Genomic DNA, 26,135 nt, shown 5'->3' on the forward strand with positions numbered 1-26,135 from the left:
AAACCTACCATGTGTTACCCCGATGAATCGGGGTAAACCACCTACTTAAACTAACTACTAACCTTTATGTTTTTAGTCTTCCAACATGTAGTAGCTGTTTCCAGCGTACTCCATCAGGAACTCACTTTTCTTTATCAGTGATCTTTCTTTTGAAGAAGGATCTTTTTCCAACACTTCCTGAAGTGGCTGCTCCAGCAACACATTCCAGCTTTCGTCAAACACTACAATTTTATCCTGCAACACAGGAATGTCTTTGACACTTAATTCGTTATTGAGGCTGTTGATGATTTCTGCAATCTCCGCCTGCGAGAGCTTGTAGGGATTTTTAGCTACAAGGTCGCTCGTGAAGGTGCTTCCTATCAAGACTATACCCGCAATGCTCAAAAAAATACTTTTCATAATTTTGGTCTTTTCCAATTCTTTAATAATGTTCTGTTTCTTGGTTCCGACCAAAATGAACGCAAAATTATATTCTTTGTTTCTTATTTTTACAGAACATATTAATGAAAAGGTGCGTTCTGAGGTAAGAAAAGTGAGCGAACTTCAGAAAATGAGATAGGCTTACTCCAGTTTTATTTAAAAAGTACAATTTATGAGCTGATGAACCTTACCAAATTGGCTATGAAGAGGAACGGAAGAAGGGAATTTTTTAAGAACTGGGGCAGCCACAATATCAAAATAATAATTGCCAATGCTTAAAAAAATCAGAATATAATTCTGGTATAATTTAGTAAAAAAATAGAATAATTATAAGAAGTTAGTCAATGTACCTTTATCTCCTATTATGTCAGAACAAACAAAAAAATCGGGCGATATCATGATTCCTCAGACCTCCAAAAAAAGAGTGGTAATCATCGGAGGTGGATTCGGAGGCTTAAAAATAGCGAAAGGATTGAGGAAAAAAAACTTTCAGGTAGTTCTTTTTGATCGACACAACTATCACACTTTTCAACCTCTCCTTTATCAGGTGGCCACGGCTGGGCTTGAACCCGACTCTATCGCAGGCCCTTTGAGAAAGCGACTAAAGAATTTCAAAGACTTCTACTTTAGAATGGCCACGGTTGAGTCCGTCGATACGTCTAGGAATTGTATAATTACTGAGATAGGAGAACTGACCTATGACTACCTTGTCATAGCCAACGGGTCGCTCACCAACTATTTCGGCGACAGTGAGCTGGAGAGAAATGTTTTTCCTCTAAAGCAAATTCCTCACGCACTCAACCTGAGAAGCCAGCTTTTACAGTCGTTCGAAAAAGCTGTGTTGCAATCTGACACGGAAGAAAAGCAAAGCCTGATGAACTTTGTCATCGTAGGGGGTGGCCCCACGGGAGTTGAGCTGGCAGGGGCGCTTGGAGAATTGAAATTGCATGTGCTGCCCAAGGACTACCCTGAGATCAACTTCAAAAAGATGATGATCTATTTAGTGGAGGGCCTGCCGAGGCTGCTCAATGGCATGAGCCATGAGGCCGGCGAAAACGCTTTCAACTACCTTAAGCGATTCGATGTGCAGGTGTTGGTTGACAAGAAGCTCAAATCGTATGATGGGAAAACGGTTACTCTGGATGATGGCATGAGCATTCCGGCAAGTACGCTGATTTGGGCGGCCGGTGTAAAAGGCAACATTTTGCCTGGAGTGGCAGATGCCTCTGTTTTCAAAAGCCGTATCAAAGTAGATGAATACTGCAAGGTGATTGGCACCGACAATGTTTATGCCATTGGCGACGTGGCTTATTTCCCAACGGAAGCCTACCCGAATGGCTTGCCTATGCTTGCGCCTGTGGCCATTCAGCAGGGAACCTTGTTGGCAAAGAACCTCGTTAACCTCGACAAGGGGAAGGAAATGAAGAAATTCGAGTACCTTGATAAGGGCAGCATGGCCACCATTGGAAGAAACAAAGCCGTTGTCGATTTGCCAGGCAACATAAGAATGAAAGGCTTCATCGCCTGGTGGGTTTGGATGTTCATTCACCTGCTGTCCATTATTGGCTTCCGCAACAAGTGGATCGTGCTTAGCAACTGGATATGGAACTATTTTACGTTTGACCGAAGCACAAGACTTATCATAAGGCCTTACGTGAAGAAACCTGCCAGACAAGAAAAAGAACCTGAGAAGGAGGAAGTTACCTCCCGTTGAAAGGGCCCGCTAACGGTTTGAAATTGAGAAACACTCCACTTAACCGGAATGTATTAGACCAAGTGTGGATTTTATTTATATTTCGCCCATAAGATGATCAATAAGAGGCGGATATATTGGATTTGTCAGATTGGTGGATGGTCGATTTACGGCTTCAGCAATTTGTTTTTGCTGTCGACGGCAAAAACACTCACGCTATCCGACATTACAGGGCAAATCATTTCGACGGCTTTCTATATCCTTATCACGCACTTCTTACGGTTATTGGTTATAAAAAGAAATTGGCTTGGCAATTCATGGCCAATTCTTATCCCTAAGGTGATATTCTCCACCTTTCTGGTGGGCATTATCGACTACTTCTTTCTATTGGCGCTTCAGTACAGCCTGGGCACTTTGATGAAGAGTGATTTCAGTTTTGAAACAATGAGTGCGAACGTCCTCATCTCCTGGACACTCACCTTTATTTGGGCGTTGATTTATTTTACCTTTCATTATTTTGAGAGGTACAACAAGTCTCTTCAGTTTGAAGCAACCATCAACGAAATAGAGCTCAACAACCTGAAGTCGCAGTTGAACCCGCATTTTATTTTTAATGCACTCAATAGCATCAGGGCGTTGGTTGACGAAAACCCGTCGAAGTCGAAAATAGCCATTACACAGTTATCCAACATACTGCGATATTCCCTGATTCTTGACAAAAAGAAGCTGATTCCTTTTCAGGACGAGCTTCAAACAGTAAAGGATTACCTTGCGCTCGAAACAATCCGATTCGAAGAAAGACTTAAGACAGAATTTCAAATCCATCCCGATTCCTACCTTTACATGGTGCCGCCCATGATGATTCAAACCCTGGTTGAGAATGGAATTAAACATGGCGTGTCCAACCTTAAGCACGGCGGACATATTAAGGTGACCACGGAAGTGAAAAACAACACCCTGATGGTGCAGATCAGAAACAGCGGGTCGTACAAGAATGGGGTGGTGAGTCCCAACGGTGGATATGGTCTGCAAAACACCAAGCGCCGATTGAAGCTTATTTACGGAAGCGGCGCCTCCTTTAAAATTGCGAACGAGGGTACAAATATGGTTTTGACTGAACTAAAATTTCCTGAAACAATTTAATTACTGATAATAGATCTAGACATGAGAGCACTGATAATCGACGACGAGAGGTTGGCACGGAAGGAGCTAACAACTTTACTGAGCGTACACAAAGACATTGAACTGATAGGAGAAGCCGTCAATGCTGATGATGCGTTTGAAAAAATCAACACCATGCAGCCGGACCTGATTTTTCTGGATATCCAAATGCCGGGCAAAACTGGGTTTGAGCTTCTTGAGAGCCTGGAAAGAGTGCCAAAGGTTATATTCACCACGGCGTACGATGAATTTGCTATCAAAGCGTTTCAGTACAATGCGCTTGATTATTTGCTAAAGCCCATTCAGCCGGAACGATTGAATGAAACTGTTAAGAAACTGTTCAACGAAGGAGTAGCGCAAGGCGAGGAAGATCTGTCAGGTTTGCCGCAGAAAAAACTTGGCGCCACCGATCAGGTATTTGTGAAGGATGGCGACAAGTGTTGGTTTGTCAGGCTCTCAAACATCAGGTTATTTGAATCAGATGGCAATTACATAAAGGTCTATTTCGATAACTTCAAGCCCATGATTCATAAGTCGCTCAACGCTCTTGATGAACGATTGGATGACAGAACTTTCTTCAGGGCAAGCCGCAAGCATATCGTTAATCTCGACTGGGTGGAGTCTATCGAGCCCTGGTTCAATGGTGGGCTAATGGTGCAGCTGAAAGGCGGTGAAAAGGTGGAAGTGAGCAGGAGGCAGGCTGCCAAGTTCAAAGACATGATGTCTTTGTAAGCTACTGCTTCACAATATTGATAATCTCCTTTTCGATGTGCCAGTCCTTGGCAAGGTTTAGCATGGCGGTGGCCTCCATTTCAGTGAGGTAGCCCTTTTTGTCATTGTCCTGCCACACGGAAAGGAGATATTTTATCCTTTTTTCTTTCTCAAGTTTGCTTATCACCTTGTTCAGGTATTCTCTGGAGCGGTCGAACGCAGAAAGATAATCCTCGGCAATAAAAGTATTGGCCCATTGCAACTCATCAAACGCATCAAGCGATTCGGCCGAGTCGTTCAACATGTTTTGCTCATCTTCATCTAGTCCATGATAATGGAAGATAAGCGACTTAAGAAGCATAAAGGCCTTTTTCTCTTCTTTTTCCATTTTAATCCTAAGGTGTCCGGCAATCAATCTCACTTTTGCTCACTACAGCATAAGTTGAGAAGTGATTTCATCTGCAAAAAGTTTGCCTTTTTTTGTTAAATATAGTGTACTATCGGTTGTAAATAATAACTCCTCCTTGCGAAGAAGCGAAAGCTCCCTTTCTTTTTCCTTCAAAAGGTCAACACCGAACTTTGTACCCGCCAGTTCAAGGCTGGTGCCCCACATGGTTCTAAGCGTGGTTAGCAGATACTCGTTAAAAGCCTGATTAGCCTCCAGCACCTCCACCGTTGTCGGAATTTTACTTTCATTGAGTGCCTTGATATAGGCGGCATTGTTGGCGACATTATACTGCCTGCTTACGCTATTGTAGGAGTGAGCACTTGGGCCAATGCCCAGGTAGGGCTTTTGCTGCCAGTAGGCAGTGTTGTGTTTCGAATACCTCCCGGGCTTGGCAAAGTTGGAAATCTCGTATTGCTCATAACCGGCGCTTTCCAAAACTGAAACCAGCATTTCAAATTGCTCAGCAGCAAAATGATCGTCTATCGGGGCCAGCTTGCCTGTCTTTTGCCATTGGCCAAAGGCCGTTTTTTCTTCAATTGTCAGGCAGTACGCCGAAATGTGCGGAACATTTAATTCAATCGCTTTTTTCAGATCATTTTGCCACACTGAGTGATCTCTGAAGGGTACGCCATAAATCAGGTCAATGCTGATGTTCTCGAAACCGGCCTTTTGTGCAAGCTCCACGCATTTCAGCGCCTGGCTGCTACTATGCGACCGGTTCATAAATCTCAGATGTTCATCCCAAAACGATTGAATCCCGATGCTCAGCCTGTTGACTCCAAGTTTCTTGAAAGTGTCAAGCTTAGCTGTTGTCAAATCCTCCGGATTAGCTTCCAGCGTCACTTCCGCTACCTGCGTCAACTCAAAGCTTTCTTTCAATGCGCCAAAAACCTGCTGCAAGTCGCCCTCGTCAAGCAGCGACGGTGTTCCACCGCCTAAATAGACGGTTTCTATGGCTTCATTGTTTAAATACCCTTTTTGAAGCGTAATTTCATGGCAGATTGATGCAATAAGGTCACTTTTTAGCTTCAGCGAGGTGCTGAAATGAAAGTCGCAATAGTGACATGCCTGTGAACAAAAAGGAATATGAATGTAAATTCCGGCCAAGAGCGTTTACTTTATCCAGCAAAACTAAGCAAAACATTGGGGAGACTCGCAAGCTACCTGTTGGCATGGGGGGCGTTAACTCTTTTCGGCACCACCGAAGCGATGTCGCAGGTATACACAATAAACATTCAACCTGCCGACACACTGGCCAGCTATGCCCTAAAAACCCTGGACAACAGAAAATTTACAGACTCCGTTCAGGTAATTTCAACCCTTAGGCAAATCACCTCGAAGCTCAGGCTCGCCGGATACATCTTCGCTGATTTTCATGACCTACGTTGGAAAGGTGATACGGTCAACGGATTTCTGTCAGCAGGCAAAAAGCGATACTTGTCTCTTCGAAACGCCAGGAACGGCAAACAATATTCATCCTGGAGAAGCCTTCAAAATAAAGCAGGATTTACCAGAGACCTTGAGTTGTACCTCAACAACGGCTACCCGTTTGCCCGCCTCTACTTCACAGAGGCGGTGTTTTCACACGACACGCTTAGGGCTACGCTTGAGGTGGAGAAAGGGCCGCAGATCGTGTTTGACTCACTGGTGATACGAGAAAAAGGCAAGACCAAGGCCAGTTTCCTTCAGAAGTATCTTTTTATCGCAACAGGTAGCCCTTATTCTGAGAAGGCCTTTCAAGGCATCGCTTCCAGAATTAATAACAGCGGATATTTAAGAACCTCATCAAGCCCCCAGGTAGAGTTTTACGCCGGCAAGGCGAGAGTTAGCCTCGCCGTCGACGAATTGAAGGTCAACCAAATTGACGGAGTCATTGGGTTTTTGCCGGATCAAAACTCCGAAACGGGCAAGCTGCTGCTAACCGGTCAGGTCGAAACCGACTTGCACAACCTGTTTGGAACCGGCAAACATGTGTATTTAAACTGGCAGAACTTCAATGTGGCTTCTCAAAAGCTGGAAGTAGCCTACGATCATCCTGTGCTGCTTGGCTCGCCGCTCGACTTTCATGGTGCATTTCAGCAGCTCAAACAAGATTCCTCTTTTGTCACCAGGTCGGCCCAGGCTGGCTTTAAGCTTCCCATTGGTTATTTCCTGAAGCTTAGGTTTGGAGTAGACTTCAGACAAAACAGTCTTTTGTCGGCTAATCGAATCAGTAGTGCCGACAAACTCATCAGTGCCGATAGCCGGATGAACCAGTACCAGGTGGGTATAACTTATACTCAGCTTGATGATCTGCTGCTGCCGTCAAAAGGCATGTCATCGGGGCTGACAATTGGCGTTGGCCAAAAAGAGATAGTCAGAAATAGTATGGTTGATCCTGAGCTATACAATGATGTCCAGCTCAAATCAATTCAGACGACCATTGAAGGGTATCTCGAAAACTATTTGAAGCCGGCGAAGGCTGTTGTTTTTGCCCAGCAGGTGTATGTGGGCTCCATTCTCAACGACCAGGTTTTCAGGAATGACCTCTTCAGGTTTGGTGGTTTGAGAAGGCTTCGTGGGTTCAACGAAAATCAATTTTATGGCCAGCACTATGGCGTGGGAGTGGCTGAGCTCAGGTTTTTGTTTCAGGAGGAAAGCTATTTCGTCACATTTGCTGACCAGGGAATTATTAGCAGTGAAGCGGGTAGCTGGGTGTATGCAGCTGGGGTAGGAGGGGGCATGGTATTGAAAGTCAACAACGGGATTTTCAGACTGATGCTGGCGGTAGGAGGCACCAAAGGGCAGCCGATGGACGTAACTCAGCCCAAAGTTCATTTCGGCTTTGTCAACAGGTTTTAGAAAGTGCGCCGCAGCAAGGTTGAGTTAAAAAACCCAAGTGTTTTGCTTATACAATTTAAGCTGTCATTTTTGTGACGATATGTCCGCCCATGAGTAAATACCATTGTCTCTTACTTCTTCTTTCCTTTTTTGGCTTGAGCAAGGCTTCCGCACAGGAGAGTGGTGCAACCAGACGGATTCTGGAGGAGCGATGGTTTTATAGCACAGAATCCAACAGTTTTGAACCTTCTTTCAAAGCTACGCTGCCCGATCCGGCACTTGTAGGGTTTTATATCCAGCTAAACGGCGATTACCTCCATTTTTTGAGGATATGTGCACCGATTGGCACTGCTGTTTGGGTGGATACCCAGCTTATACTTGGTGAAACCCAGGAAGATTGCTTTCAGCTTGATTTGGGCGAATGGCGAAGCAAGTTTGCCAGGGATTCTGTTTTTGTCGTGCTACACAAAGACACGGGGTTGCTGTCATCGGCTGACATAACTGCAATCGCTCATGGGGAAAGCAGCGGGACGAATGACAAAGTAATTCTCCCGGTCAAACGCTCTATCGACAAGAGGGATCATTTTATACTTTTGTTTACAATAGCCTTCTTAGTTACCACGGGTTTCTTCCGCCTGCAGTTCTCTCGTATTTTCCGATCTTTTATCGACCTCAACAGGGTGCTAAGCTTCAGGGTAAGGGATGAAATGGTGAGCGGCTTCCGGCTTCTTTCCACTCCTTCCATCACCATACACATGCTGGTTAGTATGCTGGCCGCATTCTTTTTGACTATCGGCCAGTCTTACCTGTCTACGGAGGCCGCCATTGCCCCAACGCTATCAAACTATATTAGCGAATGGGTTGTTTATGCATTGCTTATAATGGCATTCCTGTTGTCGAAGAGGTTCCTCATCCAAATTTTTGGAGAAATCTTCCAAATGAGAGGAGCCATCTACCTACAGGTTTTTGAATACCTCCGCACCATTTTTATACTGCTTAGTATAGCACTTTTCGTCTACGTGCTCTTTTTTTATCTTTTCGGAACAGCATCACAGTGGCTTATTAGTAATATGGCCGGGTTTGCAATTGCCTTCCTAATTTCCGTCATGCTTTTAATGTTTTATAAATTAGCTTTTGAAACCCGCTATCAAAAACTTCATTTATTTTCATATCTTTGCGCCACCGAAATATTACCAGCGATTCTTTTGATCAAATGGATGTTTTTTTGATCGAAAGTGTAGCAGTCACTCAAAACAGGAAATAGCGCAGATATGATCTTGGAAGATAAGAGTAGGCTTAAAAAGGTATCAAGTATCTTAGTTTCTCAGCCAAAACCTTCTGACCCAAATTCCCCATACTTCAAACTTGCAGAGCAATATAATATTAAGGTTGACTTTAGGCCATTTATAAAAATTGAGCCAACCAATATTAAAGAGTTCAGGCAGCAGAAAGTGGATATTTTGGCGCACACAGCCGTGATATTTACAAGCCGAAATGCTGTTGACCACTTTTTCAGACTCGCTGCTGAAAGCAAGATTGAGATACCAGCTGACATGAAATATTTTTGTATTTCAGAACAAACAGCAAACTATCTCCAGAAGTACATCGTCATCAGGAAGAGAAAAATCTTTACTGGTCTTCGCACAGCGACCGACCTGATAGAGATTATCAAAAAGCACAAAAACGAAAAATACCTTTTCCCATGTTCCGACATAAGGAAGGAAGACATCCCTGTTTTTCTTGAGGAAAATGGGTACAAGTTTTCTGAGGCTATCATATACAAAACCGTAGCAAGCGATCTCTCAGATCTTGAGGATGTTTACTATGACATATTGGCTTTCTTTAGCCCATCAGGGATCAACTCCCTGTTTGTCAACTTTAAGGATTTTAAGCAAAACGACACACGAATTGCGGTGTTTGGCCCGACGACAGCAAAAGCTGCCAGAGATGCGAACCTGGTGCTCGACATTGAAGCGCCTCTTCCCAATGCCCCTTCTATGACTGGTGCCATTGAGCTCTATATTAAAATGGCAAACGGATTAGTGTAGCTTGAGCTAAGGTTGGCAGGCTTTCAGGTTGTTGTAGAAAGTACTTTAGCTTTTACGCTAGTTTAACTACCTTAACGGCAACGAATAAGCTGCATGAGAAACAAATTGTTTTTTATTATTCTTCTGACGGGTGCTGGTTACACAGCTTCTGCACAACAAGATGCTCATTTTAGCCACTACATGTTCAACCAGGCCCTTTATAACCCAGCCTGGCTGACGCAGGAAAAAAGTGGCTATGTGTCTGCCCTGCACCGAACGCAGTGGGCTGGTTATGCAACTTCTTTCGACGGGTCCGGCGGCGCCCCCACTACTCAGCAGTTCAACTTCGGTATGCCGCTGGCAACCATGCCCGGCGCAGTTGGCGTAACAGCCATTCACGATCAGTTGGGGCCGTTGACCAACGTGCACCTGCAGTTCCTTGGGGCTTACTACAAAAACTTTAACCGGGGAAGGGTCAGCATCGGTCTTCGCCCTTCATTGGTCATGCAAACCATAGACTTTGATCAGTGGAGATTTGTCGATCCGAATGACCCACTTAACAAGGGCGGCCGTGAGTCTCAGCTTAGGCCAGACCTTAGCTTCGGAGCCATGTATTCCAATACCGATTTTTATCTTGGAGTAGGCATCAACCATATTTTATCGCCGTCATTTGACTTTGGAATCGCACAAATAGAAAACAGGCTTGAAAGATCAGTTAACCTGATGGCCGGCTACTCCTTTAAGCCCACTTACAATCTGGAAGTGAGTCCAAGCGTTCTTGTCAGGTCTACCTTCAAAACATTTACTTTTGATGCAAGCGCCATTGCTACCTACCAAAATAAACTTTGGGGAGGCTTGGGCTTTAGGGAGTCTGAAGCTATGATTGTACTTCTGGGGTATAACTTCCTCAAAGACGGTATCTTGAAAGTCGGATATTCTTTTGACTATGTAATAGAAAGCAGAGAAGCAAAACAATCTACCTCTCACGAAGTTTTTGTCAGATACAAATTAGGTGGGCTCACAGGCGGCGGCGGAAAGAAAATCATCCGCACACCAAGGTTTAGGTTCTGATAGCGGAAGCTTTTTACCGCCCGAAGTGGATTATTTGTGAAACAAAAGAGGGGTAATTAACGGAATTATTCTTTTTTTTGTTAAAATTGCGTTAACCGACTCTAAAAAAATTGGTATAAAAGACCTTAATGATAATATTTGTAAACTTTGTGTTGTTTTATAGTTGCAGGATTTTTTATAAACTAGGTGTTATGAATAAAAAGAGTGTTGTAAAAAACTTAGCTCTTCTGATTATTTTTGCTGTCGTGTCACAATCGTGTGGGCTACTTGGCCTTGGCGGTGGTGGGTATGACGACAGAGGAGAGCTTGTGGGTGTTCCTGACCGGGAAGGTTGGGAGATGACGATACCATTTGGAATGGTGTCAGTACCTCCGGGTACTTTTCACATGGGACAGGCGGACGAAGATGTGGCTGCTACGCAGATCAACTTCAACAAGCAAATCACAATTGGTGGTTTTTACATGGATGATACTGAGATTACCAACAATGAGTATCGTCAGTTTGTTGTAGCAATGTCCGAGGGATCAGAAGTAGACATGCCAGAGGGTATCACGCTGGAAGATATCTATCCCGATACTGCTGTTTGGGTAAGAGATTACACACACCATATGGGTGACCCTATGATGGTGTACTATTGGTCTCACCCTGCCTTTGACAACTATCCTGTGGTAGGTGTCGATTGGGAATCTGCGCAAGCATTTTGCGACTGGAGAACAGAGCATTTGAATTCTTATCGGGCCGACCAGGGCTTATTCAGGATGCCTAACTTCAGGCTCCCTTCTGAAGCCGAGTGGGAATATGCCTCAAGAGGAGGCAGAGATATGGCCAAGTATCCATGGGGTAACCCGTATATAAGAAACACGAAAGGTTGTCTGTTGGCCAACTTTAAGCCAGGCAGAGGTAACTATTTCGATGATGGATTCGCTTACACAGCACCGGTGGCAACGTTTTTTGCCAACGACTTCGGTCTTTATGACATGTCGGGCAACGTAGCCGAGTGGTGCGAAGATGCATTTGATGAGGCTTCAGTTCCGTTAGTGTGGGATCTGAACCCAACTTATAACGATGATAATGAACCTAGGAAAGTAATAAGAGGAGGATCGTGGAAAGACATCGCCTACTATCTTGAGACAGGTACAAGAACATTTGAATATAAGGACACTTCCAGAGCAAGTATAGGCTTCCGTTGTGCTATGACTTACCTCGGAAGGTCAGCTGGCAGTGAATTCTAAACACTAACCTAAACCCATTCTAAGAACTTAAATTTTTAAACAGATGAGCAAAAAAGGCGGATTTCAGGAGCTTCTCTTTTCAACAATAATGCCCAAAGTCTATGGTATTGGCGCTGCTGTCGTAATTGTCGGTGCCATGTTCAAAATCCTTCACCTTCCCGGTGCGAGTGAGATGTTGGGTATTGGACTTACCACAGAAGCAATCATTTTCTTTCTAAGTGCATTCGAACCGAAGCACAAGGAGGTAGACTGGTCAAAAGTTTATCCAGAATTGGCTGACGACTTCGACGGAGGCCCGGCAAGACCTAGACCAACTGCGGTTGCTGTGGGTGACGGAACAAGCCAAAAAATGGACAAAATTCTGGCGGAAGCTAAAATTGGCCCCGAGTTATTGGACAGTTTAGGTAAAGGCATGAGAGGCCTTGCAGACACATCTAACAAGATGGCTGCACTAGGGGAAGCGTCAGTTGCTACCAACGAGTACGCAAATAATGTGAAAGCCGCTTCCAAGTCGTTGACAGATATGAACAAAGCTTATGCTACTACAGCTACAGCTATGACAGAGATGGCCAACGCTTCAAAAGATGCTAAAGAATATCATTCTCAGGTGCAAAGTGTAACTAAAAACCTTAGTGCGCTGAATGCAGTGTATGAGATGGAACTTCAGGATGCTAATACTCACCTGAAGGCGATGCAGAAGTTTTATTCAAACATAGGCACTGCCATGGAAAGCATTGCGCAGGCCGGTAAGGACACAGAGCAGTTCAAAGGCGAACTGTCTAAACTTACAACGAATATTACGCAACTGAACAAAGTTTATGGCAACATGCTTACTGCCATGAAAGGTTAATTTATTTCTACTAACCACCAAAAAGTAAAACTATGGCTGGAGGGAAACAATCGGCAAGAGATAAAATGATTGGTATGATGTACCTGGTGCTTACTGCACTTCTTGCTTTGCAGGTAAGTAACAGTGTGCTGGAGAAATTTGTACTGATCAATATGAGTCTCGAAGCAACCGTTCAAGAGAAGGTTGCGAGCAATTTAGGAACAATTGGAAGAATCGAAGCCGCTGTTACTGAGTCTGGTGAAAGAGCCGATGACGTGGCTGTACTTGAAAAGGCTAAAGCTCTTAGGGAAGAAACAGAAAAGACCGTTCAGGAAGTTGAAACCTATAAAACCAGGTTAGTTGAACTAACCGGAGGTAAAGATGAGCACGGACAGCTTATAGGTCAAAAGGATATCGATACAGCTCCGGCCTTGTTTATCAACGAGGGGGAAGGCGATAAACTAAGGGAACTTTTGAACAGCTATTCGGACTATTTGCGTAAGACAACTGGTGACGAAACGTTTAAAAATATTGCTCTTGATGCCAAAGACGTAGAAGTATTTGCTAACGACCCTGAACAGAACTCTAAAGGATTTGCAGACCTCAACTTCGGACATAATACACCGATGGTGGGTGCACTTGCTACACTGAGTCAGCTTCAAATGGAGGTGATAGATTCAGAAGCAAGAGCATTGGATTTGCTGGCGAGGCAGGTGGGTGCTGCTGACCTTAAGTTTGACCAGATTGTTGCCATGGTTAGGCCTGAGTCAAACATAGTGGCTGCGGGTACCAAGTTCCGGGCTGAGTTGTTTATTGCAGCATCGTCATCCTCTGCTAACCCCAAGATGACAATTGATGGGAAAGAGATTCCAGTTGTAGGTGGAATGGGTCAGGTAGAATTTACTGCCACGCCTGGAAACTACGTAAACGGACGGGCTGAGAAGACGTTTGAGGCTGCTATTACGGTAAACTCAAGAGGCAAGGATACGACTTTCGTAAATACTGTGAAATACTTCGTCTCAAAGCCGGTAATACAGGTGCAGTCTGCTTCATTGTCAGCTTTGTACTTGAATTGCGGTAACGAGCTGAACATACAGGTGCCCGCAATGGGAGAAGCATATGATCCTTCATTTAATGTAACAGGTGGTACTGCTACAAAAGATCCTTCAAAGAAGGGCTTTGTTACCGTTGTACCTCAGGCAGCAAAAGTGGACATAGCCGTATCGAGTGGAGGAAACTTGATTGGAACAGAAACTTTCACGGTAAAGAGAATACCCAAGCCTGAAATAGTGGTGTATGACCGTGGTAGAGCGGTTGACATGAAAATGGGTGTGGCTCAGCCACCAAGAGCGCTTCAATTGAGAGCCGAGCCTGATGAGTCATTTGCTTCTTTGCTCCCTAACGATGCAAGATTCAGAGTAACCGACTCAGAAATTGCATTGGTAAGAGGTGCGAGAGCTGTTGTAGTTCGCCGGTTCCAGGGGCCGGACATCAACTTGGCTGACATAGCTGGCCAGGCAAGGAGCGGTGATGCCATAGTAATTGACATTAAGCAAGTACAACGTATGAATTTCAAAGGTGCCACAGAGGACTTTAATAACTATGGCCCCAGAATTCTTACAGTTCGAATACAATAAATTATACAGGTATGAAAAAGTTTGTTTATGTAATTGGTTTTGTTCTGTTTATCGCAGTCCTCTCTATGGGAGAATTGCAGGCGCAGGAGGCAAAGCCGGGGTATAACCCAAACTCGGAATTTCCGGTACATGAATCTCAGATCATGTTCAAGAAAGAGTTGTGGTGGAGAATGGATTTGCGTGAAAAACAAAATCAACCATTCTATGCGATAAATGGAGAATTGCCTACATTATTGGTGAAGGCAGTTAAGGCTGGGTTGTTGTTTCCTTATATGAATGATTCCCTTACCAACAGAATGTCAAAAGAGATGTTTCTTGAAAACCTGAAGTTACCCGAAGAGGGTGGCGGCTTGACCGAGGAGGAAAAAGCGATGGGTTTTGGTGCCGATCAGGGCGCTAGCGACTGGGGTGCCAGTGACTGGGGCGGTGGCGGCGCAGCAGCTCCGGCTGGTGGTGGTGAGGCTGCAGCTCCAGCAGCGCTAGAGTTTAATACCCGTGATTTTTCTATTTTTGAATTGCGTGAGGATTGGTATTTTGACAGGAACCGTTCTAGAATGTATCATGACATTCAGGCACTGAGCATGTTTTTGCCTGCTGACAAGAACCCTGCCTTGTACGAGAAGCCAATCGCTTCGTTTAGATATAAGGATATAGTGGACTTGTTTGCAACCATGCCCGACGAAGCTGTTTGGTACAACGCTCAGAATATGGCAGAGCATAGAAAGATGTCAGATGCGTTTTTGCTTAGACTCTTTAGTGCCACGCTGGTGAAATACTCTAACCCTCAGGATCAAAGGATTATTGATGTGTATTCAAAGTCGCAGAAAGAAGGTGTACTTGCTTCTCAGAGACTGGAGTATGAACTGGTGGATTTCGAAAATGAATTGTGGGAGTATTAATTACTTTCAGTTATATGCAAAAAGGGGCGCTAAGCCCCTTTTTTATTTGTGTCTATTGACGTAAAGTGATCCTTGACGAGCAACGCCTTTTTTTGACCTATCAGGTTCGAAAGTTCAGTAATAGAAGCCCGCTTGATTTTTTCGACAGATTTCAGCTCACTTAACAGGAGACTTCTTGTCTTTTCTCCAATACCATCAATGTCATCAAGAGCAGATTTGGTTTGAGTTTTGGATCTCTTGGCTCTGTGAAATGTGATGGCAAACCTATGGGCCTCATCACGTAGTTGCTGGATGATTTTGAGGGACTCTGACTTTTTTGCCAGGTGGATTGGAATCGAGTCTTCCGGGTAATAGAGCTCTTCCAGTTTTTTGGCTATGCCGATGATGGGAACCTTGCCATAGATACCCAGTTCTTTAAGAGAGCTGACCGCTGCACTTAGTTGGCCTTTGCCTCCGTCGATGATGATCAGGTTGGCGAGAGGAAGACCTTCATCAATAACCCGTTTGTACCTTCGGTAGACAATTTCACGCATGGAGCCAAAGTCGTCGGGACCTACCACGGTTTTAATGTTGAAATGACGGTACTCTTTTTTGGCCGCTTTGCCATTGATAAAGCAGACCATTGACGCAACAGGGTGAGTGCCCTGAATGTTGGAGTTGTCGAAACACTCAATCCTCATGGGTGTTTGAGTCAGCTTTAAATCTTCCTTCATTTGAAGGAGCACCCGGTTTTCCTTGGTTTGACTTTGGAGTTTTTGATTAAAACGTTCCTTTTTGAAGAAAAGGGCATTTTTTACTGAAAGGTCAACTAGTTTCTTTTTGTCACCTATTGCTGGTTGCGTGATACTCAGCGTCTCATCGTAAAGACTTACCTGTTTGTTGGTAAGGATTTCCTTGTTGCTGCTCTCATATTTGCTTCGCAGGCTTATCATTAACAACTGTAGTATTTCCTCATCGGTTTCGTCAAGTTTTCTTTTTATCTCCAGGGTGTCGGAAATATTGATAATACCACCGTCCACCCTCATATAGTTGACAAATGCTGAGGACTCATCTGACACCAGCGTAAATACATCGGTATTGGTAATCTTGTTGCTGACAATCAATGACTTTGACTGGAATTTTTCAAGCAGGTCTAGCTTGTTCTTAAACTTTTGCGCTTCTTCAAACGCCAGCTGCTCGGCTGCGGTTTGCATTCTCTCTTTGAAGTAGTTTCTTACAACCGATAGATTGCCTTTCAGGGCCTCTTTTGATTGATTGATTTCTTCCAGGTAGTCATTGTGATCCTGTAGCCCCTCACAGGGCCCCAGGCAGTTCCCTAAATGGTATTCAAGGCAGACCTTGAATTTCTTTTTTCTTATGTTTTGAGGAGAGAGGTCAAAATTGCAGGTTCTTATTTTGTAGAGCTGACGAAGGAGCTGAAGCACATTTTTCATGGCCTTCACGCTGGTGTAAGGGCCGAAATATTCACCTTTCGTCCTGTCGACCTTTCTGGTGGAAATAATTCTCGGAAACTGTTCTTTCAGGATGACAATGTAAGGGAAGGTTTTGTCGTCCTTGAGCAGGATATTGTATTTCGGCTGATTTTCCTTAATCAGGTTGTTTTCAAGAAGTAGCGCATCGAACTCAGAATTGACGATAGTGAATTCTATTTCAGCAACCTCACCGACCATCTTGATGGTTTTGCGACTAAGCTGATTGGACCGGTTGAAATAACTAGCTACCCGTTTTTTTAGGTCTTTTGCTTTACCTACATAAATGAGCTTGCCGTGTTTATTTTTGAACCTGTAGACACCGGGATCATGTGGAAGCAAGAGGACATCTTCCGTCTTGTAAGAGGTCAGCGAAATTTCACCTGATGACATGCCTTAAAAGATGTCGTCTTCCGATACTTTTTCAATATCAACGCCAAGAGAATCGATGCCTTGCGTGCGATCATGCTTCGAACAGTCGAGCTCAACGGAGAGACCATTGACAGGTTTCGGAAAAGGGCCTTTTTCAATGCCAAGGTCGGGATCGGCGTACACTTTCAGCATGAAATTGTTCCAGATGGGCATGGCTGTTCTGGCACCTTGCCCCATGGCCCAATTGCGGAAGTGAATACTTCTGTCGTCTCCACCAACCCAGCCACCTGCAACGAGATCCTTGGTCACTCCCATAAACCAGCCATCGGAGGCGTTTTGCGTGGTACCTGTTTTTGCGCCCACCTGGTTGTTAGCTTTTATTTCTCTTGAAAGGCCGCCTCCGCTTCCATGAGGTTCTTCGGTGGCTCCTCGCAACATGTACAGCATGGTGTAGGCAGTTTCTTCACTCAGCGCTTCCCTGGTTTGCGGAACAAAGTCCTGGAGCACTCGGCCGTTTTCATCTTCAATACGGGTAATAAAGATCGGTTCTGTCCATACTCCCTGGTTCACGAAAGTGGAGTAAGCACCGACCATTTCATAAACTGAAACTTCGCCGCCGGCACCCAAACATAACGCAGGAACAGCTGCTAAGTCGCTTTGAATACCGATGCGGTGTGCGTAGTCGACGACAGTTTGTGGGCCGAGTTTTTTCATCCAATAGGCGGTAATAGTATTGACGCTTTGTGCCAGAGCACTTCTGATGGTCATCATTTGGCCGGTGGGGTTTCCTACGGCATTGCTGGGTGTCCAAGTGGGAGGATCCTGCCCGGGGAACGAAAAGGTGATGGGGGCATCAGCAACCTCATAGCAAGGGGAGTATCCATTATCTATTACAGCTGAATAAACGAAGGGTTTGATCGTAGAACCGGGCTGCCGTTTTCCCTGCATCACGTGGTCAAACTGAAAGTATTTGTGATCTATTCCCCCGACCCAGGCTTTTATGTGGCCGGAATGTGGATCCATTGCCATGAAACCAGCCTGAAGAAAGTGCTTATAGTACTTCAGCGAGTCATAAGCCGACATAAGTGTGTCAATTTCGCCGTCCCAGCTAAATACTTTCATAGGCCTTTTCAGGTTGAGCAATATATCGACCGAGTCAGCGTCCTTGCCGTATTCTTTTACCAGGCTTTTGTAGTAGCTGGTTCTCTGCATGGTAGTTTCAATGAAGTTTTCCACTTCGGTGAAATCCTCATTGATCCAGGGATTTCTGCCTTCAAGGTGTTTGATAAACACTGATTGAAGTGTGTCCATATGTTGTCTGACTGCATCTTCGGCGTAGGTCTGCATTCTGCTGTCTATGGTAGTATAAATCTTGAGACCATCCTCGAAAAGGTCATAGCCGTGCTGCGTGGTCCAGTCCATCAGGAAGTTTCTTATGACTGTTCTGAAGTAGGTAGCGAGGCCTTCATTGTGTCCATCAACCTTGTACTGCAAATCAAATTCTTTGGCTCTGAGAGAATCGTAGGCTATCTGATCTATTCGATTGTATTTGCGAAGGTTGTATAGTACCTCATTCCTTTTGCGCATGGAGGTTTCAGGATTGAGAATAGGGCTGTACCTGGTTGGCGCATTTACCAGGCCAACGAGGAGGGCAGCCTCGTGGTAGGTAATTTGTTTCGGCTCTTTGTTGAAAAAGGTTTTGGCTGCCGCTTTAATTCCGAAGGCGTTGCTGCCAAACGGAACGGTGTTGAGGTACATCGCCAGGATCTCTTCTTTGGTGTAGTTTTTCTCCAACTGCACGGCAATGATCCATTCTTTGAACTTGGTGATGATTTGCCCAAGGCCAGGGACATTATGCAATTTCCCTTTGTTCTCTTGCTCAGTTTTATAGAGGTTCTCCGCTAGCTGCATCGTTATGGTGCTGCCCCCACCGGCAAAGCTGAAGGTGAGTTTTCCGACGACCGCTCTTACCAGTGCCCGCAAGTCGATACCGGAGTGCTCACTAAACCTGAGATCTTCGGTGACAAGAAGCGTTTCTGTGAGCTCTCTCGAAAGTTCATCGTAGGTTACCGGCGTTCTGTTTTCTCTAAAGTATTTACCCAGCAGCACGTTGTCAGCTGAAAATAGCTGTGAAGCAGTTTCTTCTTCGGGGTTTTCAAGGCTTTCAAGGCCGGGGAGTTCGCCAAAAAGACCAAAGGAATTGTTTCCGATCATGTTAAAGAACACAGGAACACCAACCATCGTGCAAATGAAAACCACCCAAAGGGTGATCAATAGCCATTTGATTTTATTGCTCTTCATTAATAGTTATTGTTAAAGAAGGTTAAGTAAGCTTCCAGGTCTTTGGTTTGATAGAAAACGTTGAAGTTTTCTCTTGTGATTACGAAATTATAAAATTTTATGGTGCCATATTCCTTAAACAAGGTATTGTTGCTGTTGAAATTTTGATAAAACTCAGCCGCCTCTTTTTTACCTGGAAACGAGTTAACTAAAATCATCGATCTTCTGGCGTCAAGAATCAAATTGCCGAGTGTAAGCCCCTGAATTTGTAGGTTGGTTTTAATATAAGTGTCGACTTTCCCCGGAAGTTCATCGGGCAATTTGCCGTCAGGCGGATAAATAATTACGAAGAAATGGAGCTGATCGAACTCTTGTTTGAATTTTGCCTTTGCGCTATTGACAAGGTTTAGCTGGAAATCATCGTATGCCTTCACGAGTGTTTTCGCATAAGGAATTAGCTCACTCTCGGAGTAGGTGGTAATGAAGTTGTTCAGCTCAAACTGGTACCTGTACACGTCGTCCAGCTTTGCGATCAGCATAACGTCCAGCAGCTTCATATTGTCAGTAAAATCGTTATCGTCGTAAGCCAAAAGCCCCTCAGAAGTGATTTCCCTTGCTTTTTTGTACTCACCCCGCTGATAATAGCCATACGCCTCTGCGTACATTTTCTGGAGCTTGGCCGACGCTGCGGAGCTTTCTTCCCGATACCGTGGATTTACAATCAGTTTGGCAAAAATGGATTCCGGAAAGCGGGTAATTAGCTGTCTCTCATAATCAGAATAGATAGCACTGTCCAACTCTTTGTAGATGAGATACAGTTCATACAGCGCCTCTGGGGCATGCTCTGAATCCGGAAACCTTACAATGAGGGTGTTGAACGTGATCCCGGCATTATCTTTTTCCAATAACTGGAAGTTGTAGATGTTGCCGAGCTGGAAATGGGCTTCCTCCACTTTCGCAAGTGCTTCATTTTGCGCCTCTTGAGTCAATGGAAGTGTTTTTATTAAATCTTCCTTGGAAATGGACGCAATCGCTTCGTCAGGATTAGCCTGTGCTGTTTGTTTTGGTGCCTCGGCATCCCTTACCGTTGCTGCAATCTCTCCCTGCTTCACTGATCGCCTCCAGTTGTCGGCCAGGGGCCTGTTGCCCCAAACCCTGGCGAACTCCTGCCGGCCCTGGCTGACAGCCGAAGCGCTGTAAAAATACCAGGTGCCCTGCTGTTGCACATTAATTTCCCTACCCTGAGTCTGGAAGTTCACGGCCTGGTTTCCACGTCGGCCCTTTTTGCTTTCAGCAATGGCTTTCTCTTTGTCTTCAGCTTCCTTGGCCTTGGCAGCGATGTAATCATCGAGGTACTTGTCCAGCTCATCCTCGGGCATTTTTGCAAGCATTAGCAGGCTGTCCTGGGTTTCAATGATTGTAACCTGTTCCACAAAAGCGGTAAGTATTTCGAGCCGTTGGCTCAGCGCTTCGTAGTTGGGTTCGTCTTTCGGTAGCACACTCAGGGTGCTGTCGTAGTAGCTTTGAGCAGTCTTATATTTTTTGAAATGGCGGTAGTACACCTCGGCAAGCTGAAGGTATGAATAACCCTTCTGCCTGGGGTTCGATGTGCTGGATTGAATAGAGTAGTTGTAGTTTTCAATGGCCTCATCATAATTTCCCTGCTTTAGCTCAAAGTTGGCCAGCTCGTAGTAAATCTTGTCTTTGAAGTCAATGTTTTTCTCGTCCTTTAAGAGCTTCCGAAAATACCTTCTCACAGTTTTGAGGTCATCCGAATTGGTGAGCTGGGTAACCGACGCCATGTTGAGCTTGGCATAAAACGACAGCTCATAGGGAGGGTTGTTCTGCAGGCAGGACTGATAGTTTTCATACGCCAGCGCATCAAAGGTCAATTGCTGATACACCTGACCAATAATGAAATAGATTTTTGCCCTCTCGTCGTGATTAGTTTCAAGAGGAACCGCTTCGACCAGGTTTTTCACCATGTTGTCGAGGTCGTCGGTCAACTGATAATAACGGGCCTTAAAAAGAGCGAATAGTCTTTTGTTATCCTTGCTGAGTTTTTCTCTTTGCAGGTAGTCGATCACAGCTGTGGCATTGTTGTATTCCCCGGCATCAACAAATGTGCGAAAAAGCCAAACCAGCGACAGGTGGCGTGTGTCCTTGTCTTTGCTCTTCACATTCACATATTTGAACGTTTCTACAGCATTCGGAAAATCGAGACTGAAAAGCCGTGCCTTGCCTACGGTGATGTAGCTGTCATCAACCCACTTACTATTTTCATGTCTTTGAATAGCGATGGAAGCCTTTTTAACAACATCCTCTATCAGCTCCTCGTTAGCCTTGGAAAAAGACGAATCCATGGGAGGATAGATAGGTAAAATCCTATTGTAATTTCTTTCGCCATAATTGAGCAAATTTTGTTCAACTTCGAGGATTCGTTCTCTGGCGTAGAAATAGGCATTGTAGTGAGCAGTCGTATTGTGATACACGTCGCCCACCGGAGTTATTTTGCTTCCTTTGCAGCCAATGAGCAGGTAGGAGAAAAGAAGAAAACTGAGGAAATGGTATGGTAAAATACGTTGGGCCAACTGAATTGATTTGAATTGCTAACGCTCAAAAATGTCTCAATAATACATAAAAATAAGAAGGTCTTATTTTATTCTATAATTTTGTGGCTCCCAGAACCTAAAAGGATTTGAAAAATAAGAAAACATTATCCAGCTGGCTTACCACTGGCTATCTGCTGATCATAAGGAGTGAGGAGAATTTTGCGGAAAAAAGCACCATCAGGTTCAACTACGCAAGGCTCCTGCTTTTAGCCTTTGTTGTAGTTTCAGTTTTTTTTGCGATTTGCTTTTACCTGGCTACCACCATTTTAGCCAAGTGGTACGACCCACGCCATCAGCAAATGGAAACCAATCGGAAATTAGTGAGTCTTTCACTCAAAGTGGATTCTATGCTTGTTGAGATGGATAACAAAGACTTGTACATCGATAACCTGAAACTGGTGCTTTCGGGCGACACAAGCATGTTGGAAACCGAGTCGGACCTTAGGGCCTCCGAGCAACAGGAAAGGGTGCTGTCGGCTTCTGAGATCAACAGCGAAAGACTGGCCCCTATCGATTCTATTTTCAGACAAAGGTTCGAAAGCGCTGATTCTGAGATATTGCCTGTAAGCTCTTCTATTGGCTCCGATCTTCAGGACATCTACCTTTTTCAGCCCATTTCAGGCATCATTTCTGACAAATTCAACCCTAAGAACAACCACTATGGGACTGATGTGGTGGCAAAAAAAGATGAGCCGGTCAAGTGTGTGGCTGACGGTACTGTTATACTTGCCGACTGGACACAAAATGACGGCTATGTGATTGGTATTCAGCACAGAAGTAATTTGATTTCAGTATACAAGCACAATTCGGAATTATTGAAAAACGTTGGTAGCTTTGTCAGCGCCGGCGAGATTATATCTATTATAGGCAACACAGGCGAATTGACAACCGGGCCTCACTTGCATTTTGAGCTTTGGCACAATGGAATGCCGGTGGATCCTGAAGAATTCGTAGCTTTTTAATTTATTTATCATGACCATGTTTAATAACAAGGAAATTAAGGAAGCCGAAGAGCTCAGCAACTCCAGCAACATTATTGGAAAGGGAACCATCCTTCGAGGAGGTATTGAAACCTTCGGCAACATCAGGGTAGAAGGGAAAGTTATTGGTGATATTATCACTAAGTCAAAAGCAGCGTTTGGTCATTCCTCTTACATTGAGGGAAATGTGTTGGCACAAAATGCTGAAATCGCCGGTACGGTGGACGGCAAAGTGGAAGTGACGGAAATGCTTGTGTTAAAACCTTCGGCGGTTATTAACGGAGATATCGTTACCAACAAACTGGTTATTGAATCGGGTGCTTCTTTCAATGGAAAATGCCAGATGGGTGTAACCGTTAAGGAAATAAAAATTGGAGAAAAAAATTCGGAAGAAAGACCGCTCCTTAAAGCCCAGTCCTGACCAATCTGAGGCAGGAAAACTAAAAGACGCTGGCACCGGTTCAACTTTTCTGAGGTTTACCGGTGTCGGTTTTGAAATGTTGGCGACTATAGGCGTGGGAGTAGCCGCCGGATACTATGCCGACAAGTACTTTCAGCTTCAGTTCCCGGTGTTTTTGTTGTCTCTTTCGTTCATTTCACTTTTTGGTTCTCTTTATTTGCTTTACAAGCGCCTTCCTAAAGAATAATGAATAACTATCTCAAGCTGTTTATTTTCTCAGCAGTTGTCGTTGGGGCATATTTCGGATTGCAGGCCTCCGGCTTCGGTCAATACATCCATTCCACGGCGATAGCGGCTATTATTTTCTACTCGCTCCAATCCATGCTGCTACTTTGGGCCGAAGGTATTTTTGTAAACAACGATGGTCAAAATTTCGTCCTTTTTGTCATTGGCAGTATTTCCTTTCGTCTTCTGACAAGTTTATTGGTTGCAATCACCTACCTTGTGGCAATTGGCGAAGAAAACACCAGTTTCATCATGACTTTCTTTGCCCTGTATTTATTATTTCTTGGGTTTGAATTATTTATGCTTATGACTAACTTGCGCTCAAATTCGAAAAGCGTTCAAATTGATGGATGAAGGTGTAAATCATAAGAGGGCCAACCTATTAAAAATCACCGTGTTATCACTGGTGATTATTTTATTTAATAGCCCGTTGGCGGTAGCTGCAGAGGAAACAGGGGGAACCTTTAATCCTTCAGAATTGATCAATCATCACATTTTGGATGCACATGAGTGGCATTTTTTCGACGGCCACTATGGCACGCTTTTCCTGCCAGTTATTTTGTATTCGTCAGACAATGGGCTGGAAGTATTTTCCAGCAGTAATTTCTATGATGAACATCACAACATCGTTGAATACAACGGCTACAAGTATGAGCACGGACATATTCTGCCTGTAGCAGAAGGCCGTACAGTTATTGACTTCTCGATCACGAAAAATGTAGCCTTTCTTTTCCTGAATGCCACTTTGATGATAGTAATCTTCCTTGCGGTGGCAAGAGGATACAAAAAGCGGCCGAAAGAAGCACCAAAAGGCATTCAGTCTTTGTTCGAGCCAATCATCGTTTTTGTGAGAGACGACATAGTTAAGCCTAATATTGGCCCCAAGTACGAAAGGTATCTGCCGTATTTGTTGACGTTGTTTTTCTTCATCTGGTTTGGTAATCTGCTTGGTTTGATGCCAGGTGCTGCCAACCTCACTGGAAATATCGCCGTGACTGGTGTAATGGCCATCATCACTTTCCTTTTCACAAATTTTAGCGGAAACAAGACTTATTGGGGACACGTTTTTAATACCCCCGGAGTTCCGTTTGCATTGAAGTTCATCATTGTTCCTGTTGAGATCATTGGCGTTTTCACTAAGCCTATTTCTCTCATGATACGATTGTTTGTGGCGATCACCGCAGGCCACATTGTAATTCTGAGCTTGATTAGTTTGATATTCATATTCGAGAGCTATATGGTGGGCTTTGCGTCAACATTGATAGTGGTTTTCATTACCTTTATCGAGTTGCTCGTTGCCACGATCCAGGCTTATGTTTTTACGATGTTTTCGTCGCTCTATATTGGCCTTGCCATTGAGGAGCATCACGAAGAGCATCATTAATTACGAAACCATTTTCACTATTAAATAATAAAACTATGTGGTTATCTATTTTGCTTGACATGAGTTTGGCAATTATGGGCGCTGGTATCGGTGCCGGACTTGTTGCGATAGGCGCAGGTATTGGTATCGGTCGCATCGGTGGCTCTGCAATGGAAGCAATGGCTCGTCAGCCAGAAGCTGCCGGCAGAATCCAAACCGGTATGCTTATTATTGCTGCACTTATTGAGGTAATTGCCCTCTTTGGTGTGGTAGTATGTTTGCTTATCTCATTCAAAGCCTAAAAATGGCTTCACGGAGGCTGCACTTAGTAGCCTCCGTTTGTTTTTGACTGTAAACGTGATAAAGTAATGGAACTCTTAACACCCGGGATTGGCCTTATATTTTGGCAAACGGTTATTTTCATAATCGTTTTTATTGTTCTGCTTACATTTGCCTGGAGGCCGATTGCTGACGCCCTTAAAGCGAGAGAAGGCTTCATCAACGATGCCTTGAAATCAGCTGAGCTGGCCAAAGAGGAAATGGCACAATTGAAAGAAGACAATGAGCTTCTTTTGGAGGATGCCAGAAAAGAAAGAGACCACATATTGAAAGAGGCTCTTGCTGCCGCCAATAGAATCAAGGAAGAAGCAAAAGCCGACACTTCAAAAATTGCCGAAAAAATGATAGCCGATGCCAAGTCTTCTATCGAAAATGAGAAGAAGGCTGCTCTGGCTGAGGTACAAAACCTCGTGGCTGAAATTTCTTTAGACATTGCTGAGAAGGTTTTGAGAAAGAACCTAAGTGGCGACAAAGCACAAAAGGCGCTGGTAGACGAATACATCAAAGACCTAAAAGTCAACTAAGATGTCAGAATTCAGGATAGCCACAAGATACGCCAAGTCTTTGCTGGAGTTGGCAGAGGAAAAGGGAGTGCTTGATAAGGTCAACGAAGACATGATCGCATTTGATCACTTGTGCAAGGCTAACAGGGATTTTGCTTTGATGCTTAAAAACCCAATTATTCAGCACCATCGGAAGCTGGCCATTCTTAAAAAGATATTCGCTGGCAAGGTGCATGACCTGACCCTGTCCATTTTCGATATTATCACAAGAAAGAACAGGGAATTCATTTTGCCAATGCTCGCAAGTGAATTTACCCATCAGTATAATGTGAGGAAGGGAATTTCCGAGGCAACTGTCACTACCAATTTTGCCTTGACGCCTGATCTTCGTAAAGAATTCATGAGGCTGTTGAAAGAGATTACCAAGAAGGAAATCGAGTTGACGGAAAAGGTAGACAAGGAGATGTTGGGAGGCTACATCATTAAAGTGGGCGACCTTCAATTAGACGACAGCGTCGATTCTCGTCTCAAAGATTTGAAGACGAAATTGATTTCAAGTTCATACATTAAGAAGTTTTAAAAAC

General features: G+C 44.3%; 25 protein-coding genes. 19 read left to right on the forward strand and 6 right to left on the reverse strand.

Annotated elements, in window-relative coordinates:
- Positions 1 to 72 precede the first annotated feature (72 nt).
- Positions 73 to 399, reverse strand: coding sequence for a hypothetical protein (locus AAC052_RS18150; RefSeq protein WP_152001651.1), 327 nt, complete (start codon positions 397 to 399; stop codon positions 73 to 75).
- A 385-nt stretch (positions 400 to 784) separates the two neighbouring features.
- Between AAC052_RS18150 and AAC052_RS18155 the strand changes: the two genes are divergently transcribed.
- The 3 genes from AAC052_RS18155 to AAC052_RS18165 all read left to right on the forward strand — a co-directional run bounded on the left by AAC052_RS18155 (position 785) and on the right by AAC052_RS18165 (position 4,006).
- Positions 785 to 2,134 (forward strand): NAD(P)/FAD-dependent oxidoreductase, encoded by a 1,350-nt coding sequence (locus AAC052_RS18155; RefSeq protein WP_339814920.1) that lies wholly within the window; start codon positions 785 to 787, stop codon positions 2,132 to 2,134.
- 93 nt (positions 2,135 to 2,227) lie between these two features.
- Complete coding sequence (locus tag AAC052_RS18160; RefSeq protein WP_317488702.1) at positions 2,228 to 3,256, forward strand: histidine kinase; 1,029 nt, start codon at positions 2,228 to 2,230, stop codon at positions 3,254 to 3,256.
- A gap of 21 nt (positions 3,257 to 3,277) precedes the next feature.
- On the forward strand, positions 3,278 to 4,006 hold the full coding sequence (locus tag AAC052_RS18165) for a LytTR family transcriptional regulator DNA-binding domain-containing protein (protein ID WP_317488701.1): 729 nt from the start codon (positions 3,278 to 3,280) through the stop codon (positions 4,004 to 4,006).
- 1 nt (position 4,007) lies between these two features.
- Here AAC052_RS18165 and AAC052_RS18170 read toward each other — a convergent pair whose 3' ends face one another.
- Together AAC052_RS18170 and hemW are read right to left on the reverse strand one after the other, a co-directional pair.
- Positions 4,008 to 4,373 (reverse strand): hypothetical protein, encoded by a 366-nt coding sequence (locus tag AAC052_RS18170; protein ID WP_152001655.1) that lies wholly within the window; start codon positions 4,371 to 4,373, stop codon positions 4,008 to 4,010.
- A 42-nt stretch (positions 4,374 to 4,415) separates the two neighbouring features.
- Positions 4,416 to 5,540, reverse strand: coding sequence for a radical SAM family heme chaperone HemW (gene hemW / locus AAC052_RS18175; protein WP_317488700.1), 1,125 nt, complete (start codon positions 5,538 to 5,540; stop codon positions 4,416 to 4,418).
- 36 nt (positions 5,541 to 5,576) lie between these two features.
- Here hemW and AAC052_RS18180 point away from each other — a divergent pair, with 36 nt between their 5' ends.
- The 8 genes from AAC052_RS18180 to gldN all read left to right on the forward strand — a co-directional run bounded on the left by AAC052_RS18180 (position 5,577) and on the right by gldN (position 14,948).
- Entirely contained in the window at positions 5,577 to 7,274 is a 1,698-nt protein-coding gene (locus tag AAC052_RS18180) for a BamA/TamA family outer membrane protein (RefSeq protein ID WP_339814921.1), read from the forward strand.
- Between the two features lie 89 nt (positions 7,275 to 7,363).
- Positions 7,364 to 8,482, forward strand: coding sequence for a DUF4271 domain-containing protein (locus AAC052_RS18185; protein ID WP_339814922.1), 1,119 nt, complete (start codon positions 7,364 to 7,366; stop codon positions 8,480 to 8,482).
- Positions 8,483 to 8,524: 42 nt separating this feature from the next.
- Positions 8,525 to 9,301, forward strand: a complete 777-nt coding sequence (locus tag AAC052_RS18190) for a uroporphyrinogen-III synthase (protein ID WP_317488697.1) — start codon at positions 8,525 to 8,527, stop codon at positions 9,299 to 9,301.
- Positions 9,302 to 9,394: 93 nt separating this feature from the next.
- Positions 9,395 to 10,351, forward strand: a complete 957-nt coding sequence (locus AAC052_RS18195; protein ID WP_317488696.1) for a type IX secretion system membrane protein PorP/SprF — start codon at positions 9,395 to 9,397, stop codon at positions 10,349 to 10,351.
- A 191-nt stretch (positions 10,352 to 10,542) separates the two neighbouring features.
- Positions 10,543 to 11,583 (forward strand): gliding motility lipoprotein GldK, encoded by a 1,041-nt coding sequence (gldK, locus tag AAC052_RS18200; protein WP_152001661.1) that lies wholly within the window; start codon positions 10,543 to 10,545, stop codon positions 11,581 to 11,583.
- A 43-nt stretch (positions 11,584 to 11,626) separates the two neighbouring features.
- A complete protein-coding gene (gldL, locus tag AAC052_RS18205; RefSeq protein ID WP_317488695.1) occupies positions 11,627 to 12,433 on the forward strand; it encodes a gliding motility protein GldL in 807 nt (268 codons plus the stop codon).
- Between the two features lie 32 nt (positions 12,434 to 12,465).
- On the forward strand, positions 12,466 to 14,049 hold the full coding sequence (gene gldM / locus AAC052_RS18210) for a gliding motility protein GldM (RefSeq protein WP_317488694.1): 1,584 nt from the start codon (positions 12,466 to 12,468) through the stop codon (positions 14,047 to 14,049).
- An 11-nt stretch (positions 14,050 to 14,060) separates the two neighbouring features.
- A complete protein-coding gene (gene gldN / locus AAC052_RS18215) occupies positions 14,061 to 14,948 on the forward strand; it encodes a gliding motility protein GldN (RefSeq protein WP_317488693.1) in 888 nt (295 codons plus the stop codon).
- Positions 14,949 to 14,977: 29 nt separating this feature from the next.
- Here gldN and uvrC read toward each other — a convergent pair whose 3' ends face one another.
- The 3 genes from uvrC to AAC052_RS18230 are packed head-to-tail and all read right to left on the reverse strand — an operon-like array spanning position 14,978 to position 21,660.
- A complete protein-coding gene (gene uvrC / locus AAC052_RS18220) occupies positions 14,978 to 16,810 on the reverse strand; it encodes an excinuclease ABC subunit UvrC (RefSeq protein ID WP_339814924.1) in 1,833 nt (610 codons plus the stop codon).
- Positions 16,811 to 16,813: 3 nt separating this feature from the next.
- Positions 16,814 to 19,090, reverse strand: a complete 2,277-nt coding sequence (locus AAC052_RS18225; protein ID WP_317488691.1) for a transglycosylase domain-containing protein — start codon at positions 19,088 to 19,090, stop codon at positions 16,814 to 16,816.
- On the reverse strand, positions 19,090 to 21,660 hold the full coding sequence (locus AAC052_RS18230) for a methyltransferase (RefSeq protein ID WP_339814925.1): 2,571 nt from the start codon (positions 21,658 to 21,660) through the stop codon (positions 19,090 to 19,092). The genes AAC052_RS18225 and AAC052_RS18230 overlap by 1 nt, the downstream gene beginning before the upstream one ends.
- Before the next feature lie 107 nt (positions 21,661 to 21,767).
- Here AAC052_RS18230 and AAC052_RS18235 point away from each other — a divergent pair, with 107 nt between their 5' ends.
- The 8 genes from AAC052_RS18235 (at position 21,768) to atpH (ending at position 26,131) form a co-directional block, all read left to right on the forward strand.
- The gene (locus tag AAC052_RS18235) at positions 21,768 to 22,643 is read left to right on the forward strand and encodes a M23 family metallopeptidase (protein ID WP_152001667.1); all 876 of its coding nucleotides are present in this window, start codon (positions 21,768 to 21,770) and stop codon (positions 22,641 to 22,643) included.
- A gap of 10 nt (positions 22,644 to 22,653) precedes the next feature.
- Positions 22,654 to 23,082, forward strand: coding sequence for a polymer-forming cytoskeletal protein (locus tag AAC052_RS18240; RefSeq protein ID WP_226940635.1), 429 nt, complete (start codon positions 22,654 to 22,656; stop codon positions 23,080 to 23,082).
- Entirely contained in the window at positions 23,033 to 23,308 is a 276-nt protein-coding gene (locus tag AAC052_RS18245; RefSeq protein WP_339814927.1) for an AtpZ/AtpI family protein, read from the forward strand. Before AAC052_RS18240 ends, AAC052_RS18245 begins: the two co-directional genes overlap by 50 nt.
- On the forward strand, positions 23,308 to 23,700 hold the full coding sequence (locus AAC052_RS18250; RefSeq protein WP_339814928.1) for a hypothetical protein: 393 nt from the start codon (positions 23,308 to 23,310) through the stop codon (positions 23,698 to 23,700). The genes AAC052_RS18245 and AAC052_RS18250 overlap by 1 nt, the downstream gene beginning before the upstream one ends.
- Positions 23,693 to 24,730 (forward strand): F0F1 ATP synthase subunit A, encoded by a 1,038-nt coding sequence (atpB, locus tag AAC052_RS18255; protein WP_339814929.1) that lies wholly within the window; start codon positions 23,693 to 23,695, stop codon positions 24,728 to 24,730. Before AAC052_RS18250 ends, atpB begins: the two co-directional genes overlap by 8 nt.
- A 35-nt stretch (positions 24,731 to 24,765) precedes the next feature.
- A complete protein-coding gene (gene atpE / locus AAC052_RS18260) occupies positions 24,766 to 25,011 on the forward strand; it encodes an ATP synthase F0 subunit C (RefSeq protein ID WP_152001671.1) in 246 nt (81 codons plus the stop codon).
- A gap of 66 nt (positions 25,012 to 25,077) precedes the next feature.
- Positions 25,078 to 25,572, forward strand: a complete 495-nt coding sequence (atpF, locus tag AAC052_RS18265) for a F0F1 ATP synthase subunit B (RefSeq protein WP_152001672.1) — start codon at positions 25,078 to 25,080, stop codon at positions 25,570 to 25,572.
- 1 nt (position 25,573) lies between these two features.
- A complete protein-coding gene (gene atpH / locus AAC052_RS18270) occupies positions 25,574 to 26,131 on the forward strand; it encodes an ATP synthase F1 subunit delta (RefSeq protein ID WP_317488684.1) in 558 nt (185 codons plus the stop codon).
- The last annotated feature ends 4 nt before the right edge of the window (positions 26,132 to 26,135 follow it).

The sequence above is a fragment of the uncultured Imperialibacter sp. genome (genome assembly GCF_963974565.1).
Lineage (GTDB): Bacteria > Bacteroidota > Bacteroidia > Cytophagales > Cyclobacteriaceae > Imperialibacter > Imperialibacter roseus.